Genomic DNA, 17086 nt, shown 5'->3' on the forward strand with positions numbered 1-17086 from the left:
ATGAAGTTAAAAGAAAGAAAAGAATTAGACCAAAAATCAAAAAATAATTTAAAAGTAGGGCTTATCTTACTTTTTACATTTTTTGCTGTTTGGTATATAGAGCCTATTGGTAAATTTTTATTATCGACCTATGCAGTTTTAAGGCCTATTATCCTAGGTTTTGCCATAGCTTTTGTAATAAACCTACCTATGAATTTTTTCCAAGAAAAAGTTTTTGGAAAGATAATAGACCCATTAAAACATAGAAAAGTTGTAGTAGCCCTATCACTTATAGTAAGCTGGCTATTGTTTTTTGCAGGTGTAACTATCCTTTTAGTTGTAGTTATTCCCGAGATAATAAATGCTGTGCAAGCTGGTATTACTAACCTGCCATTATTTTTGGATCAGCTTTTAGAATATACTGAAAAGTTCCCAGCAGTTCACAAACAGGCTGTAGAATTTAAAGACTATTATCAAAATATGGATGTAACAAAAGTTTCAGATGCAGTAACATCTTATATCAGTGGTGATAGCTCAGATTTATTAAATAGAGCTCAAAATATCCTATCATCAGTAGGGTCAGGCTTAGTAGCTGTTGCCATGGGGTTTGTATTTTCAATTTACGTTAGTGTAAATAAGAAAAGTCTAAAGCAAAATGCCAATAAACTTTTATACGCAAACTTTAGTGTAGAACGAGCTGATCATATCAACTATATATTTAAATTAACCTATGATTCATTTTCAAAATTTTTGGATTCAAGAATTATATCTTGTATCTTACTAGGAATATTTAACTATATAGGCATGAAAATATTAAGATTGCCTTATGCTGGTATGATTTCAGTATTAGTGGGTGCTATGGATATAATTCCATATTTTGGGCCGATTATTGCCGGTGCCTTTGGTATGATTTTGATATTTATACAATCTCCAATCCAATCGATTATTTTTATAGTATTTTTAGTGGTTTTACAACAAGTTCAAGAAAATATAGTTTATCCACTATTTGTTGGGAAAAACTCAGGTTTACCTGCTATTTGGATTTTCCTATCAGTATTTTTAGGTGGAAGATTATTTGGTATCCTTGGTATGATTTTATTTATGCCACTAGCTACAGTTATCTACACCCTCATTGAAGATAATACCTATATAAAACTTAAAGAAAAGAATATGGATAGAATAACAGTAGCAGAAAAATCCAACCAAACGGTAGAAGAACTAAGAAAAAAAGAAATAGAAAAAAACCAGTAAAAATAGCCCCTTGATAGGGGCTTTTTTATATGGACCTATCTTCAAAAATAATTAGAAGATAGCCACTAGCTACAGATATTTTAAAGTCTTTTTTTACTGTTTCATTTGATACGCCGAGGGCATTGTCATTGGCTAGGTCAAAATTATTTAACTCGTAATATAGACCTTTTATGTCAACTCCCTTTACAATTTCAGATAGGGCAAAGATTGATACATAAAAGTCATCTTCATCTTTAAAATCATAAGTCAACTCATCATCAACTATATAAAAGCTTTTATTTTTAGATTTTAAAGCAACATTTATTCCCTTTTTTTTAAATTCTAGGGCATTGCTAATATTGGCAAAGGTGTGAGAATCACGTCCACCTAGTCCGCCGTAAATAACAATATTTTTATAACCCCAATCCTCTGCTACCATTAGGGCTGCCTTGGTATCTGTGTAATCTTTTATAGGATTTAATTTTATAACCAAATCTCCCTCAGGTTGATTAGATGAGTCAAAGTCTCCTATTATCATGGTAGGAGTAATTCCAGCTTCTCTTGCATGGATATATCCTTTATCAGCTGCTATTACCATATCTTCTTCATTTATCTGATCAAAAAAACCATCAAATTCGCCACCAGCGATTATATAACATGTTTTCATACGCTCTCCCTTTATCTTATCTCTTTTCATTATATCAAAACTCATAATAGAATAAAAAAATTTTCTAGGGTAAAATTATATTAAAGAAAGTTTAAAAAGAATATAGGATTATAATGAAACTAATACACAGTAAAGTAGGAGAATTTGTTCCAGTAACTACAAAAAAAGGTCTCTACTATGGAGGCTATCAAAATGCTCTCGGAGAATTAGGAGTATCAAAATTTTATAGGGATAGGTCTTGTGTAGTGACAGCCTTTACAAATGTATATTTATATTTGTATCATCCAGGTGAAAAGTTTAGCTTAGAAGAATATAACCACTACCACTATGATTTTTATAAAAAAATTCGTCCCCATATAAATGGCGTGCCCACTGCTAAAGCTCTAAATTATAGAGTTAACCGTATCAGGCGTGATCGCAATTTAACTCTTAATGCTCATATTATGCAAGAGTATTTGGTAAGAAGACACACAACTGAAGAAAAACTCGCCTTTATCAATGAGGCACTTCGTAAAAATTGCCCAGTTATTTTTATAAATTGGATGAGCAAAAATGTAAAAGTACTTGCCCACCATGGAGTAACTATAACAGAATGCAATGACATGGGGGACTACCACGAGCTAGTCATATCCAGTTGGGGTAATGTTTATAAAATAAATTTTGAAATTTTTGATAAACAAATAAAATCATATAGCGGTCTTATTTATTTTGAAAGGAATGATTATGAAATACATTAAGGTAGAAGTTTTTGTCCCAGAAGAAGATAAGTGGCAGGTAATAGACGGGTTAAATGAAAAAGAAATTTTAAAAGATAATGGCTATGATTCTGTTTTTGCAGAAAGTAAAGTGACAGGACATTTTACTCCTTTAGAAGGCTCAAATCCTGACAAGGGAGATATTGGCAAGCACACTACTGTTGATGAAGTGAAACTAGAATTTAGAATAGATGCAGCAAAAAAGGGTGAGGTTTTTAATATTATAAAAGCAAATCACCCTTATGAAGTGCCAGTTATAAACTTTATAGAATTATTATAGGAGAGATGATGCAAAAAAGACTTACTAGATCAAATGGAGTAGTCATGCCAATTTTTTCCCTTCCCTCAAAGTATGGGATAGGAACTTTTGGCAAGGCTGCTTATGAATTTGTCGATTTTTTATCAGAAGCATCTATAAAATATTGGCAAATCTTACCCCTAGGACAAACTTCTTATGGAGATAGTCCTTACCAAGCTTTTTCTTCCTTTGCTGGCAATCCATATTTTATAGACTTAGATATGCTTATAGCAGATGGTTTGCTAAATGAAAGTGACCTTGAAAATATAAATTTTGGAGACAATGACAGATATGTCGACTACGCTATCCAATATAACATCAGGTACCGTATTTTAGAAAAAGCCTTTGAAAACTCAAAGGGCAAGCTTGATGATGAAATAGCTGACTTTAGAAAAAAAGAAAGTTTTTGGATAGAAGATTATGCCCTATTTATGGCAATAAAACATGATCAGCTTGATATTAGTTGGGTGGAGTGGGATGAAGACTTACGTGATAGAAATCCTGAGGCGTTAGCTAGTTTTAAAGAAAAACACAAGGAAGATATAGATTTTTATATCTTTATCCAATACGAATTTTTCACCCAATGGCAAAAATTAAAAGAATATACCAATAGGCGAAATATAGAAATCATTGGAGATTTACCAATTTATGTAGCCTATGACTCCTGTGATGCCTGGGTTTATGCAGATATTTTAAAAATAGATCAGGAAACTAAAGAGCCTCTTATAGTAGGAGGCGCTCCACCAGATGCTTACTCAGAAGATGGTCAGCTTTGGGGAAATCCTGTTTATGATTGGGAAAAAATGAAAAATAAAGGCTATGATTTTTGGAAAAAAAGACTAGCCATGGCCCTAAAAACTCATGACCTTTTACGCCTAGACCACTTTAGAGGTTTTGAAAAATATTATGCCATTCCAGCTACAGATGAAAATGCCAAATTTGGAACTTGGGAGCCTGGTGGTGGTTACGAATTTTTCGATGAGATTTTAAAACAGTATCCAGACAAGCAATTTATAGCTGAAGATTTGGGGTATATCACTAAAGAAGTCGATGCTTTAAAAAATCATTACGGTTTTCCAGGAATGAATGTCATTCAATTTGCTTTTGATGGCACTTTTGCTAGCAATTATTTGCCACACAATTACGAGAAAAATTCTGTGGTATATTCATCTACCCACGATTCTTCTACATTAAAAGGATGGTTAGATTCATTGGATGACGAGGAACTTTTACTAGTAGAAAAATATTTCGGTTTAGAAAATAAAGAAGAAAATGATTTTGTATGGGAAATTATTAGGTCTCTTATGGCATCAGTTGCTGATGTAGCAATTTTTGAAATTCAAGATTTTTTTGAAATGGGAGATCAAGCAAAAATAAATACTCCTTCTACTCTAGGTAATAACTGGAAGTGGAGGGCTAAAAGTGAAGACTTTACAGATGATTTGGCAAGAAAAATAAAAGAAATGTCAAGATTATACGGGAGATATAATGGATAAGTTAGAAAAAAATAAGTTTACCGAAGACTATATAGAAAACCTACAGAGGGTAACTCTTAAAAATTTTGATGATACAAGTGAAAAAGATAAGTACGATGCTCTGTGCGATACTATAATGGAGCGTATCAACCAAGAGTGGAGAGCAAGCAAAAATAAATCTAGATACGAAAGAACTGCCTATTATTTTTCTGCAGAATTTTTAATAGGTAGATCTTTAGGAAATAATCTTATAAATCTAGGAATTTATGATGAAGTAAAAGAATTATTGGATGAACTAGGTATAGATTTTGAAGCTATAGAAGATTATGAAGATGATGCAGCCTTAGGAAATGGTGGTTTGGGTCGTCTTGCAGCTTGCTTTATGGATTCTGCTGCAACACAAGCTATAAATATGTATGGCTATGGAGTTCGCTATCGTGAAGGACTCTTTAAACAATCATTTGAAAATGGCTTTCAGATTGAAAAAGGAGATAGCTGGATAAAAGATGGGGATGGTTGGTCTATAAGAGTAGATTCTGATTCTAGAATTGTAAATTTTAAAGACCAACAAGTAAAGGCTGTTCCTTTTGATATGCCAGTAGTAGGCTATCAAAATGGTAAAGTAAATACCCTAAGACTATGGCAAGCAGAACCTTTTGAAGAATTTGAATTTGATAAATTTAATAATTTTGAATACGATGCGGCAGTTAGAGAGAAAAATAGGGCAGAGGATATTACCAGAGTCCTTTATCCAAATGACATGCAAAGGGCAGGCAAGGTCTTAAGATTAAAGCAACAATATTTCTTCGTATCAGCATCTATCCAAGACTTAGTTGCCAAATATAAAAGGTATTTTACAGACGATTTACGTTTTAAAAACTTCCACAAATACCATGTCATCCAGTTAAACGACACCCATCCAAACATTGCTATTCCAGAGTTAATTAGGGTTTTAGTAGATGAAAATGGCTTAGAATTTGAAGAAGCCTTAGACATTGCTAAAAAAGTATTTGCCTTTACCAACCACACAGTTTTACAAGAAGCCCTAGAAAAATGGCCTATAGATATAGTTGAAGAGGTATCTCCAAGATGCCTAGAAATTATCTATAAGATAAACGATATGCTAGTAAAAAGCTTTAAAGAAAAAGGACTTACTGAAACTGAAATTGATCCATATCGTATAGTTATTTATGATCAAGTTCATATGGCAAATCTTGCTATTTATGTAGGATTTTCAGTAAATGGTGTAGCAGCCCTTCATACAGAAATTTTAAAAGATGATACCTTTAGTCACTGGTATAAGATTTTTCCAAATAAATTTAATAATAAAACCAATGGTATCACTCCAAGAAGATGGCTAGTTTATGCAAATAGACCTCTTTCAAGCTTTATTACAGAAAAACTTGGAAATGATAATTGGAAATATAATTTAGATGAGCTAAAAGCTTTAGAAAAATTTGTGGATGATGAATCAACATTAAATGAACTTTGGAATATCAAACAAGTAAATAAAAATAGGCTTGCATCTTATATCTTAGAGCATGAAGGAATAAAAATAAATCCAGAATCAATTTTTGATATACAAGTAAAAAGAATTCATGAATACAAACGACAACATTTAAATGTATTGCATATTATATACCTTTACCATCAGTTAAAGAAAAATCCTGATATGGACTTTTATCCAACAACATTTATATTTGGTGGTAAAGCAGCACCAGGATATTTTAGAGCAAAGGGTATAATAAAGCTTGCCAATGAGGTAGCAAGAGTCGTAAATAATGACCCAGATGTTAATAAAAAATTGAAAGTAGTATTTGTAGAAAACTTTAGAGTATCATATGGTGAGAAAATCTATCCTGCAGCAGATGTTTCAGAGCAAATCTCAACAGCAGGCAAAGAAGCATCTGGTACAGGAAATATGAAATTTATGTTAAATGGTGCACCAACCTTAGGAACTCTTGATGGAGCAAATATAGAAATTTTTGACCATGCAGGTGAAGAAAATAACTATCGTTTTGGAGCTACTGTTGAACAATTAAATGAAATTGAAAGTAGCTACAATCCACGTGGCATCTATCAAACAAATAAAGATATAAAGGATGCAGTTGATGCTTTAGTAAATGGGGAATTAAACGACAATAATTCTTATATGTTCCTTGATATTTACAATGAATTGATAAATCCTCAAGATGGATCTCGTGGAGATAGGTACTTTGTATTAAAAGATTTTCAAGATTACAAAAATGCTCACGAAAAAATAAATAAAGATTATAGAGATAAACTAGAATGGTCTAGAAAATGCTTAATGAATATTGCAAATGCTGGTTATTTTTCATCAGATAGGACAATAATTGATTATGCAGATGATATTTGGAAAATAGATTCTCCAAATTATTAGGAGTAAGTATTAGGAGTAAGAATGAACAAAGATGTTATACTTGGTTTGCTTGTCCCATTTTTAGGTACATCCCTAGGCTCTGCCATGGTTTTTGTAATGCGTGATGAGTTAAACGAAAAAGTACAAAAAGGATTATCAGGATTTGCTGCTGGAGTAATGGTAGCTGCAAGTATCTGGTCTCTACTTATCCCATCCATGGATATGGTAGAGGAAAAAATGGGCAATATGAGCTGGGTGCCTGCAGTTATAGGGTTTCTAATAGGTATTTTATTTTTACTATTATTAGATAATGTAATTCCTCACCAGCATATAGATTCAGATGCCCCAGAAGGACACAATAGTGAAAATATGCGCAGAACTACAATGATGGTTCTAGCAGTAGTTATTCACAATATCCCAGAAGGAATGGCTGTTGGAGTTTCTTATGCAGGAGCTCTTTATGGCACAGAAAGCGTAAACCTTGCAAGTGCTTTTGCCCTTGCAGTTGGAATTGCTATTCAAAACTTTCCGGAAGGAGCTATAATTTCTATGCCGCTAAATGCAGCTGGTATGAATAAGGCTAAATCTTTTTGGGCAGGAGTTGGCTCTGGTGCAGTTGAGCCAATAGCAGCAGTAATTACAATTTTATTATCACAAATTATGATACCAATATTGCCATATTTATTATCATTTGCGGCTGGAGCAATGTTTTATGTAGTAATAGAAGAACTTATTCCAGAAGCAACTGGTGAAGGAGAAAGCCATACTAATATAGGTACACTTGGTTTTGCAGCAGGATTTGCAATAATGATGATCTTAGATGTAATGCTAGGATAAACTAAACACTTAACACCTATTTACTAGGTGTTTTTTATTTTTTTTAAAAAACTACCCACTTATCCTAATAAATAGTAATATATTATTAGGAAAGGAATGGGGGATAGATGAATTATTTTACAGATTTTATTAACTCTTTGGCCCTTATAAGAGTTACAGATATTATAGATATAGCAATTATATCTTTTGCTATATATAAATTGTTTTCGCTATTAAGAAATACCCGTGCTGAGCAAGTTTTATATGGACTTATTATTGTTTTAGTTTTTGCCTCAATTGCAGATATTTTAAGCCTAAACACAGTTAGTTGGGTCATGAACCAGTTTTTGACAGTTGCCCTAGTATTTATAATAGTAGTTTTCCAACCAGAATTAAGGTCAGCTTTAGAGAGAATCGGACGTGGTAGGTCAATTTTTACCGGGGAGCGCGTCTTAAAAAGTGAAAATACTATTGATGAGCTAACTCGTGCTATGTCATCACTTGCCCGCCAAAAAATTGGTGCTTTAGTGGTTTTAGAAAGAGAAGTTGGTTTAAATGATATAGTAGAAAGTGGGACAAGACTTGATGCAGATGTATCAAGCGAACTTTTGATAAATATTTTTATACCAAACACTCCTTTACACGATGGTGCAGTTATAATAAATAATGAAAAAATCATAGCAGCTGCTTGTTATTTACCACTTTCTAATTCAAATTTGATTTCTAAGGAACTAGGTACCCGCCATAGGGCAGCAGTAGGGATATCTGAAAAATCAGATGCCATAGTAATTGTAGTAAGTGAGGAGACAGGAAATATTTCTGTAGTAGAAAATGGCCGTATAGATAGGTATTTTGATGAGGACTCTTTAAAGCAAAGATTACAAAATGACCTAGTTTTAGTAAAAGAGGAAGCCCACAAAGAAGATAAGAAGGAAGAAGACGATGAATAATAAAAATGATACAAAATTAAAAGCTCTTTCAGTTTTAGTAGCCATTTTTATGTGGACTTTTGTAATAAATTCTACAGATCCAACTGCAAATAAAACTTTCCGCAACATACCAGTAGTTATCAAAAATCAGGATGTTTTAGAAAAGTCTGGGTACACTATAGTAGGAAAAGAATCTTCCTATGGTACAAATGTTAAATTAAAAGGATCTAGGGAAAAATTAATCAGCCTAAAACCTACAAATATTTATGCTAGTGTCGATATAGCTGACTTAGAGCCTGGTGTGCAGTCCTTAGATATAGAAGTAGATACTCCATCTGGAGTGAGCGTAGATGAGGTAGATCCAGGTCAAATAAACTTAAATATTCAAGAGGTTTTAGAAAAATCTTTACCAGTGAATCTAGTTTATTCAGATCAAGTAAAAGATGGTAAAATTGTTGATGTTAACGAACTTTCACCAAAAAGTATTACAATAAAAGGCCCTGCCAGCATTATAAATAAAGTTGATAGGTTAGAACTAAAAATAGATGACCCTAGTGTTTTAGATGGAAAAATCCATAGCCTACCTATAAAAGCTCTTGATAAAAACGGCAATGTTATTTCGGATTTAGATATTTCTCACGAAGAAGTAAATGTTTCATTTTTCGTATATGCTACAAAAGAAGTGAAAGTAGTTATGGAAACTAGCGGAAACATTGATAAAGATTATGAGGAAGTATCCAGAGAAATATCACCAGAATCTATTATTATCAAAGGACCGGAATCAGTAATCCGAGACATAGATGCCATCTATACTTTGCCAATAGATTTAAAAAATCAAAAATCTTCTACAAGTGGAGAAGTAAAATTATCTCTTCCAGATTCAGTAGAAGTTTATAATGGTGATAGCGTTGTAAATTATAAGATAGAAATTCAGAAAAAATCAAAAAGTAAATAAAAATGACCGATAATATAATTGACCAACTAGAAAATGCTGGCTATGAAAGCTATGCAGTAGGTGGTTGTGTAAGAGATGAACTTTTAAATCGAGAAAATTTTGATATAGACATAACCACAACTGCAAGACCAGATGAGATAAAAGAAGTTTTTAAAGACTATAAAACTATCGATATCGGAGCAAAGTTTGGTACTATAAAAATTTTGGATGGGGATAGCGAATATGAAATTACAACTATGAGACGTGAGTCAGGTTATTCCGATAAGCGCCATCCAGAAAAAATCGCTTTTACCGATGATATAAGAGAAGATTTAAAAAGGCGTGATTTTACTATAAATGCCATGGCCAAAAGAAATGGCCAGATTTTAGATATTTTTAATGGTAAAAAAGATTTGGATGAAAAAATTATAAGAGCAGTAGGAAATCCATATGAACGCATCAAAGAGGATATGCTAAGGTCACTTAGAGCAGTAAGGTTTGCTACAAGCCTTAACTTTGAAATAGCAGAGGATTTAAAACAATCCATTAGAAAAAATGCAGTATCTATTGATGACATATCAAAAGAGCGCATCCAAGTAGAACTAAACAAAATTTTACTAGCAGATAATCCAAAAGTGGGAATAAGGTTATTAGATGAGGTAGGACTTTTGGAATACATATTTCCAGAAGTTTACAATACAAAAGACTTTGACCAGCATTCGACCTTTCATGCTGAGGATTTATACCAGCATACCTTAAGTGTTTTAGAAAAAACTCCACCAATACTTGAAGTAAGGATGGCTGCCCTTTACCACGATGTAGGTAAAATTGATACATTTTTCATAGATGAAAATGGCGAAGGAAGGTTTTTTGGCCACCAAAGTGTTTCAGAAGAGCTTTTAGTAGACCGCCTTAAAAAATTAAAGTATTCTAAAAAGTTTATAGAAATTACTAGAGTATTGGTAAAACGCCACATGGATAATACCAATACCTATACCAAAAAGTCCATAAGAAAACTTTTACGAAATATAGGTGAGGAAAATTTATTAAACCTTTTTAAGCTGCAAAGGGCAGATGTGTTATCAACCAAACATAATGATGACTCAAATATTGACCTAGGTCTAAGACTTTTAGAAGAGGTAAAAAAAGATAATATCCCCACTAGTAAAAATCAGATAAAGATAAATGGCAACGATCTAAAAAAACTGGGTTTTAAAGAGGGCAAAGAGCTTGGCCAAACTCTAAAATTGATAGAAAATTTAATCTACGATGAGAAATTGAAAAATAATAAGGAAGATATTATAAACTACATTAAATCTAACCTTTTAAATGTTGATTGATAGACATAGATGTAGTATATTAAACAAATGAGTAGCTATATAAGCAGGAGGAAGATATGACAGAATTAAAATCTCATGATAATAACATTGCAAAATTTGAATTTGACGTAAAATACGATGATTTTGCAAAAGCTGTAGATACAGTTTATAAAAGAAATAAAAAAAGATATAGAATTGATGGATTTAGAGCAGGACACGTTCCAAGAAAAGTACTAGAAAAAATGTACGGTCCAGAAATTTTCTATGATGAAGCTATCCAAATTGTGTTCCCAGAACCATACGAAGCTGCAGTAGAAGAACTTGAACTTGAACCAATCGACCAACCATCAGTTGATCTTGATGATATAGAAGCTGGTAAAGATATTACTTTCAAAGTAGAAGTAGAAACAAAACCACACCCAACTCTTGGTGATTACAGCGAATTAATCATCGAAGATATCCCATCAGAAGTAACAGATGAAGATATCGATGCAGAGCTAGCTCGTCAACAAGAAGAAAATGCTAGACTTATCCCAGTTGAAGATGGCGAAGCAAAAATGGGTGATACAGTAAATATTGACTTTGATGGTTACCTAGATGGAGAAAGATTTGAAGGCGGAAAAGCTGAAGATTACGACCTAGAACTAGGATCAAACACATTTATCGAAGGCTTTGAAGAACAAGTTGCTGGACACAAAGTAGGAGATAAATTTGATGTAAATGTAACTTTCCCTGAAGATTACCAAGCAAAAGAATTCCAAGGCAAAGATGCAAAATTCGAAGTAGAAATTAACTCAATTACTACAAAAGAACTACCAGAACTAGATAATGAATTTGCAATGGATATTTCTGAATTTGAAACTCTTGATGAACTAAAAGCTGACTTAAGAGAAAAATTAAAAGAAGATAAAGAAAACTTTGCAACAAATATGAAACAAAACCAAGCTATCGATGCACTAGTAAAAACTAGTGAAGTTTCAGCACCAGAATCACTTGTAAACCAAGAAATCGATGTTGAAATGCAAAACTTAGACCAAAGATTACAACAAATGGGTATCGGTCTTGCTCAATACATCGAAATGACACAAATGGATATTAACCAAGTAAGAGACCAATACAGACAACAAGCTGAAGATAAAGTTAAAGCAAATCTTGTAATTGATGAAGTAGCTTTAAAAGAAGGTTTTGATGTAACAGCTGATGAAATCGAAGAAGAAATCAATGAATCAGCAAAAATGTACGGTGTAGATGATATCGAAAAATTCAAAGAAATCTTTAGAAAAAATGTATCAGAAGATACAATTAAAGAAAATATCAAACGTCGTAAAGCTGTAGAACTTTTAGTTAAAAATGCAAAAGCTCTACCACACGAAGAATACCATAAAGCAGTTGGAGATGATCATGAGCACAACCATGACCATGACCACAGCGAAGATTCTAAAGAAAGCGAAGAAAACTAAGATATCATCCTTAAAAAATTAAGGAGATAATATGCAAACTAGAAATTACTTAGTACCAACTGTAGTAGAATCAACAAACAAGGGCGAAAGAGCCTATGATATATATTCTAGACTTTTAAAAGATAGAATTATTTTCCTATCTGGGGAAGTAAATGACCAAATGAGTGATATAATCATTGCTCAGCTACTTTTCTTAGAAAGTGAAGACCCAGATAAAGATATTCAATTTTATATCAACTCTCCAGGTGGAGTTGTAACAAGTGGTCTTGCTATTTTTGATACAATGAACTACATCAAACCAGATGTATCTACAATTTGTATCGGGCAAGCAGCAAGTATGGGAGCAGTTTTACTATCATCAGGTGCAAAAGGTAAGAGATTTTCTCTACCAAACTCAAATATCATGATTCACCAACCAAGCGGTGGTGCTCAAGGACAAGCATCTGATATTGTAATCCAAGCTGAGCAAATCTTAAAAATAAAAGATAGATTAAATCATATCTTAGCTGAAAATACAGGCCAAGACCTAGAAAAAATTGAAAAAGATACAGATCGTGACTTTGCCATGACAGCTCAAGAAGCCCTAGAATATGGTCTAATCGATCAAGTTATTGAAAGTAAGTAGGAAATAGATGGCAAACTTCGAAGAAGAAGATGTAAAATGCTCGTTTTGTGGCAAAGATAGTTCTCAAGTAGAGCGCATCATTGCAGGGCCAAACGCCTACATTTGCAATGAATGTGTAAGTCTTTGCGACGAGATAATAAATGCAGAAGTAAAATTTGACGAAGACTACTTCGATGAAAATGGAGATATAATCTTATCTACTCCAGCTGAAATAAATGATTTTCTAAATGAATATGTAATTGGCCAAGATGATGCCAAAAAGACCCTAGCAGTTGCTGTTTATAACCATTATAAAAGGATAAATGCTAACAAAGAGGATATAGATGATGTTGAACTTAACAAATCTAATATCCTTATGCTAGGACCAACAGGTTCAGGAAAAACCCTTCTAGCCCAAACTCTTGCTCGTAAGCTAAATGTTCCATTTGCAATTGCAGATGCAACTAGCCTTACAGAAGCAGGCTATGTGGGTGAAGATGTAGAAAATATTATTTTAAAACTAATCCAAGCAGCAGACTATGATATAGAAGCTGCTGAACATGGGATTATTTATGTAGATGAGATAGATAAAATCACAAGAAAAAGTGAAAATCCTTCTATAACAAGAGATGTATCTGGTGAAGGTGTCCAACAAGCCCTTTTAAAATTAATTGAAGGAACTGAGGCAAATGTTCCACCACAAGGTGGTAGAAAACACCCTAGCCAAGAATATATCCAAGTTGATACAAGCAATATTTTATTTATCCTAGGTGGTGCCTTTGATGGTATCGAGGATATAATAAATCGCAGACAAGCTCAAAAGACCATAGGTTTTGGCGCAGAAATAGTAGCAGCAGACCATAAGGCAAATCTAGCAGATGTAAATACAGAAGACTTGCTAAAATTTGGGCTTATACCCGAATTTATAGGTAGGGTGCCAATAATTGTAACCCTAGATAGTCTAGATGAAGAAGCACTAATTCGCATTTTAGAAGAGCCTAAAAACTCACTAATCAAACAATATCAAAAATTATTTGAATTAGATAATGTAAAACTTACCTTTGAGGATAAGGCCTTGCATGAGATAGCTAAAGAAGCTATAGCTCAAAAAACAGGAGCGCGTGGGCTTAGAACTATACTTGAGGATTTATTACTAGATGTGATGTATGAAATCCCATCAAAAACAGATATAAAAGAAGTAGTTGTAACTAAAGATTCTATTAAGGATCGCTCAAAACTAAAATACAAGAAAAGATAAGGGGAGTGGCTAGCCATTCCCTTTTTTATACGGGAGTTAATAATGGCAGATGTTTATAAAATAAGCAGAAACGAATATCCACTCGTACCCCTTAGGGGACTCTGGGCATATCCAAATACAATTTTAAATTTTGATTGTGCAAGACCCATATCAAAAAATGCAATTGATAATGCAAATGTAACTAACAAGGATGTTTTTTTAGTAAATCAAAAAAATGTTTTTGATGAAAATCCTAGGTCTGATGACCTCTACGACTATGGTATGGTTGTAAGTATTAAAGAATCATTTAGCCTACCAAATGGAGATATCAGGGTTTATGTGCAAGCAAAATCAATTGCAAAAATAAAAGAAGTAAGTACAGGTGAGGGCTTCTATAAAGCAGTAGTAGAAGAATACGAATATATAGAAGAAAATGAATCTGAAACAAATAAAAAAGAAGCCCTTCGTAAAATGCTAATAGAAGATTTTAAAACTTATATTGAGCTAGATGGCTCAAATTTTGACGAGTCAGTATCTTCTATAGGAGAGGTGTATAACCTTCAAAGATTAGCTGATATTATAATTTATCACTTAGATTTAAAAGCTGAAGAATACTATGCACTATTAAAAGAGCTTGATACAGAAAAAAGACTATCATTGCTGCATAGTATTTTATCAAAAGAAATAGAGCTTAAAAATTTAAGCATTGAAATAGAAGAAGATGTTCAAGAAAATATAAACCAATCTCAAAAAGAATATTATCTTAGAGAAAAAATAGAAGCAATTCGCCGTGAACTTAGCGAAACAACTGGAGATTTTGAAAGTGAAGCTCAAGAATTAATTGATAAAATAAATAAGTTAAGTATTGATGAGGATAGTAAAAAATCTTTATTAAAAGATGCTGAAAGATTAGAAGCTATTCCAGAAATGAGTCCTGATTATGGCGTAATAAGTGCTTATTTAAACTTTGCAGTAAATCTTCCTTGGGATGAGAAAACAAAAGATGTCCTAGATATAAAAAATGCTAGTGAAATTTTAGATCAAGACCACTATGGTCTAGATGAAGTAAAAGAAAGAATCTTAGAATCTATAGCAGTTAGAATAAAAAATAACAACAACCAGGGAACAGTTATATGCCTAGTAGGCCCTCCAGGAGTTGGTAAAACTTCTATTGCAAAATCAATAGCACGTGCCCTAAACCGTGAGTTTGTTTCAATGAGACTCGGTGGGGTAACTGATGAAAGTGAAATACGTGGTCACAGAAGAACTTATGTAGGAGCTATGGCTGGTAGACTTTTATCAAATATTAACCGTGTTGGTGTTAATAATCCAGTTTTTCTTTTAGATGAAATCGATAAATTAGGTTCTGATTTTAGGGGAGATCCATCATCAGCCTTACTTGAAGTTCTAGACCCGGAGCAAAATGATAAATTTATAGATAGATATGTAGATGTACCCTTTGATTTATCAGATGTATTTTTTATTACAACTGCAAATGATGCAAATGAAATTCCAGATGCTCTTTATGATAGGCTAGAAATGATAGAAATATCTGGCTATACCAATAGTGAAAAGTTAAATATAGCTAAAAAATATCTAGTATCTAAAGAAATGGAAAAAAATGGTCTAAATGAAGATGAGCTAACTATATCTGATAATGTTATAGAAGTAATAATCAAAAACTACACTAGAGAAGCAGGGGTCCGCGAGCTAGAAAGACTTATTGCAAGGATTTGTAGAAGGGCTGTAAAAGAAATTCTAGAAGGCAAAGACCAAATACGAGTTACTATGTCAAATTATAGTAAGTATCTTGGTAAAGAAATATTTTTTGATGACCATATCTCAAAAGAAGATAAGGTTGGAGTAGCAAATGGCCTTGCATGGACTTCTGTAGGTGGTACTATGCTTACTATAGAAGCAAGTACTATGGAAGGTAAGGGTAATGTAGAATTTACTGGATCTTTGGGTGATGTTATGAAAGAATCTGGCCAAGCTGCTATGTCATACATTAGAGCTCATGCCAAAGACTTAGGCATACGCGGTAAATTTTATGATAACAAAGACATCCACGTTCACGTTCCAGAAGGAGCAACTCCAAAAGATGGTCCATCAGCAGGGATTACCATGACAACAGCTATGGTTTCATCTTTAACTGGTAAAAAAGTTAGAAATGACCTAGCCATGACTGGAGAAGTTACTATAACAGGTGATGTATTGCCAATCGGAGGTCTAAAAGAAAAAGCACTTGCAGCCTATACTTACGGCATCCATGATGTAATTATTCCAAGATATAATAAAAGAGATATAGAAGATATTCCAAAAGAAATAAGAGATAAAATAAACTTTATAGAAGTAGATAATGTTTCTGAAGTAATAGATAGGGCCTTGATATGAAATTTAACCAAATAGAATTAGAGCAAGTAGCAGGATTTAAATCTCAATGGCCAGCGGAAAATCTTGAAGAAATTGCCTTTGTTGGCCGTTCAAATGTAGGTAAGTCATCCTTTATAAATGCTTTTTTAGGCAGGAAAAATTTAGCAAGAACTTCCTCCAAACCTGGTAAAACTCGTACTATAAACTTTTATAATATTGATAATAAATTTAGATTGGTAGATTTGCCGGGCTATGGTTATGCAAAAGTTTCCAAGGCTGAAAAAGCAAAATGGGATAAGCTAATAAATGAATACCTCCATGATAGAGAAAATCTAAAAGAAGTTTTCCTTTTAGTAGACATTCGTCATGAGCCAACTGCTCTAGATGTGCAAATGTATGATTGGATAATAGACTCAGGATTTACTGGATTTGTAATAGCTACCAAGTATGATAAAATATCTAAAAATAAGTTATCTAAGCATATTAAAGCTATAAAAAATAAACTAAATATAAATGACGAAGGACTTATCTTTGCCTATTCATCAGAAAATAAACACAACCTTTCTGTTATTAACGAACAGGTAGAGGTTATCGTAAATAATTAATCACACAAAGGTGTGATTTTTTATT

At 32.9% G+C, this 17086-nt stretch carries 15 protein-coding genes; 14 read left to right on the plus strand and 1 reads right to left on the minus strand.

Going from position 1 to position 17086, the window contains the following annotated elements; genetic code table 11:
* On the plus strand, positions 1-1230 hold the full coding sequence (locus ACCQ40_RS07845) for an AI-2E family transporter (protein ID WP_410033290.1): 1230 nt from the start codon (positions 1-3) through the stop codon (positions 1228-1230).
* A gap of 25 nt (positions 1231-1255) precedes the next feature.
* Here ACCQ40_RS07845 and ACCQ40_RS07850 read toward each other — a convergent pair whose 3' ends face one another.
* Positions 1256-1876, minus strand: coding sequence for a thiamine diphosphokinase (locus tag ACCQ40_RS07850; protein ID WP_410033291.1), 621 nt, complete (start codon positions 1874-1876; stop codon positions 1256-1258).
* Positions 1877-1989: 113 nt separating this feature from the next.
* Between ACCQ40_RS07850 and ACCQ40_RS07855 the strand changes: the two genes are divergently transcribed.
* The 13 genes from ACCQ40_RS07855 to yihA all read left to right on the plus strand — a co-directional run bounded on the left by ACCQ40_RS07855 (position 1990) and on the right by yihA (position 17061).
* On the plus strand, positions 1990-2613 hold the full coding sequence (locus ACCQ40_RS07855; RefSeq protein WP_410033292.1) for a hypothetical protein: 624 nt from the start codon (positions 1990-1992) through the stop codon (positions 2611-2613).
* Entirely contained in the window at positions 2600-2911 is a 312-nt protein-coding gene (locus ACCQ40_RS07860; protein ID WP_394011160.1) for a YqfO family protein, read from the plus strand. The genes ACCQ40_RS07855 and ACCQ40_RS07860 overlap by 14 nt, the downstream gene beginning before the upstream one ends.
* Positions 2912-2919: 8 nt before the next feature.
* Positions 2920-4425 carry a 4-alpha-glucanotransferase gene (gene malQ, locus ACCQ40_RS07865; protein ID WP_410033293.1) on the plus strand — a complete coding sequence of 502 codons (1506 nt, stop codon included), beginning with the start codon at positions 2920-2922 and terminating at the stop codon, positions 4423-4425.
* Entirely contained in the window at positions 4418-6805 is a 2388-nt protein-coding gene (locus ACCQ40_RS07870) for a glycogen/starch/alpha-glucan phosphorylase (protein ID WP_410033294.1), read from the plus strand. Before malQ ends, ACCQ40_RS07870 begins: the two co-directional genes overlap by 8 nt.
* A 21-nt stretch (positions 6806-6826) precedes the next feature.
* On the plus strand, positions 6827-7621 hold the full coding sequence (locus ACCQ40_RS07875; protein WP_410033295.1) for a ZIP family metal transporter: 795 nt from the start codon (positions 6827-6829) through the stop codon (positions 7619-7621).
* Positions 7622-7728: 107 nt separating this feature from the next.
* Positions 7729-8550: a diadenylate cyclase CdaA gene (gene cdaA, locus ACCQ40_RS07880; protein ID WP_394011164.1), complete on the plus strand. Its 822-nt coding sequence runs from the start codon at positions 7729-7731 to the stop codon at positions 8548-8550.
* Positions 8543-9484 (plus strand): CdaR family protein, encoded by a 942-nt coding sequence (locus tag ACCQ40_RS07885; RefSeq protein ID WP_394011165.1) that lies wholly within the window; start codon positions 8543-8545, stop codon positions 9482-9484. The genes cdaA and ACCQ40_RS07885 overlap by 8 nt, the downstream gene beginning before the upstream one ends.
* Positions 9485-9486: 2 nt before the next feature.
* On the plus strand, positions 9487-10803 hold the full coding sequence (locus ACCQ40_RS07890) for a CCA tRNA nucleotidyltransferase (protein ID WP_410033296.1): 1317 nt from the start codon (positions 9487-9489) through the stop codon (positions 10801-10803).
* Between the two features lie 56 nt (positions 10804-10859).
* Positions 10860-12242, plus strand: coding sequence for a trigger factor (gene tig / locus ACCQ40_RS07895; RefSeq protein WP_410033297.1), 1383 nt, complete (start codon positions 10860-10862; stop codon positions 12240-12242).
* A gap of 31 nt (positions 12243-12273) precedes the next feature.
* Positions 12274-12867, plus strand: coding sequence for an ATP-dependent Clp endopeptidase proteolytic subunit ClpP (gene clpP, locus ACCQ40_RS07900; protein WP_262122918.1), 594 nt, complete (start codon positions 12274-12276; stop codon positions 12865-12867).
* Positions 12868-12874: 7 nt separating this feature from the next.
* Positions 12875-14104: an ATP-dependent Clp protease ATP-binding subunit ClpX gene (clpX, locus tag ACCQ40_RS07905; RefSeq protein ID WP_410033298.1), complete on the plus strand. Its 1230-nt coding sequence runs from the start codon at positions 12875-12877 to the stop codon at positions 14102-14104.
* 42 nt (positions 14105-14146) lie between these two features.
* The gene (lon, locus tag ACCQ40_RS07910; protein ID WP_410033299.1) at positions 14147-16477 is read left to right on the plus strand and encodes an endopeptidase La; all 2331 of its coding nucleotides are present in this window, start codon (positions 14147-14149) and stop codon (positions 16475-16477) included.
* Complete coding sequence (gene yihA, locus ACCQ40_RS07915) at positions 16474-17061, plus strand: ribosome biogenesis GTP-binding protein YihA/YsxC (protein ID WP_410033300.1); 588 nt, start codon at positions 16474-16476, stop codon at positions 17059-17061. The genes lon and yihA overlap by 4 nt, the downstream gene beginning before the upstream one ends.
* Positions 17062-17086: the final 25 nt, after the last annotated feature.

Origin of the sequence: Anaerococcus cruorum, from assembly GCF_046365495.1 — a bacterium.
Taxonomy (GTDB): Bacteria; Bacillota; Clostridia; order Tissierellales; family Peptoniphilaceae; genus Anaerococcus; species Anaerococcus cruorum.

Coding starts and splice junctions, on each gene's coding strand:
- ACCQ40_RS07845 (WP_410033290.1), top strand. CDS start 1: ATGAAGTTAAAAGAAAGAAAAGAATTAGACCAAAAATCAAAAAATAAT.
- ACCQ40_RS07850 (WP_410033291.1), bottom strand. CDS start 1,876: ATGAAAACATGTTATATAATCGCTGGTGGCGAATTTGATGGTTTTTTT.
- ACCQ40_RS07855 (WP_410033292.1), top strand. CDS start 1,990: ATGAAACTAATACACAGTAAAGTAGGAGAATTTGTTCCAGTAACTACA.
- ACCQ40_RS07860 (WP_394011160.1), top strand. CDS start 2,600: ATGAAATACATTAAGGTAGAAGTTTTTGTCCCAGAAGAAGATAAGTGG.
- malQ (WP_410033293.1), top strand. CDS start 2,920: ATGCAAAAAAGACTTACTAGATCAAATGGAGTAGTCATGCCAATTTTT.
- ACCQ40_RS07870 (WP_410033294.1), top strand. CDS start 4,418: ATGGATAAGTTAGAAAAAAATAAGTTTACCGAAGACTATATAGAAAAC.
- ACCQ40_RS07875 (WP_410033295.1), top strand. CDS start 6,827: ATGAACAAAGATGTTATACTTGGTTTGCTTGTCCCATTTTTAGGTACA.
- cdaA (WP_394011164.1), top strand. CDS start 7,729: ATGAATTATTTTACAGATTTTATTAACTCTTTGGCCCTTATAAGAGTT.
- ACCQ40_RS07885 (WP_394011165.1), top strand. CDS start 8,543: ATGAATAATAAAAATGATACAAAATTAAAAGCTCTTTCAGTTTTAGTA.
- ACCQ40_RS07890 (WP_410033296.1), top strand. CDS start 9,487: ATGACCGATAATATAATTGACCAACTAGAAAATGCTGGCTATGAAAGC.
- tig (WP_410033297.1), top strand. CDS start 10,860: ATGACAGAATTAAAATCTCATGATAATAACATTGCAAAATTTGAATTT.
- clpP (WP_262122918.1), top strand. CDS start 12,274: ATGCAAACTAGAAATTACTTAGTACCAACTGTAGTAGAATCAACAAAC.
- clpX (WP_410033298.1), top strand. CDS start 12,875: ATGGCAAACTTCGAAGAAGAAGATGTAAAATGCTCGTTTTGTGGCAAA.
- lon (WP_410033299.1), top strand. CDS start 14,147: ATGGCAGATGTTTATAAAATAAGCAGAAACGAATATCCACTCGTACCC.
- yihA (WP_410033300.1), top strand. CDS start 16,474: ATGAAATTTAACCAAATAGAATTAGAGCAAGTAGCAGGATTTAAATCT.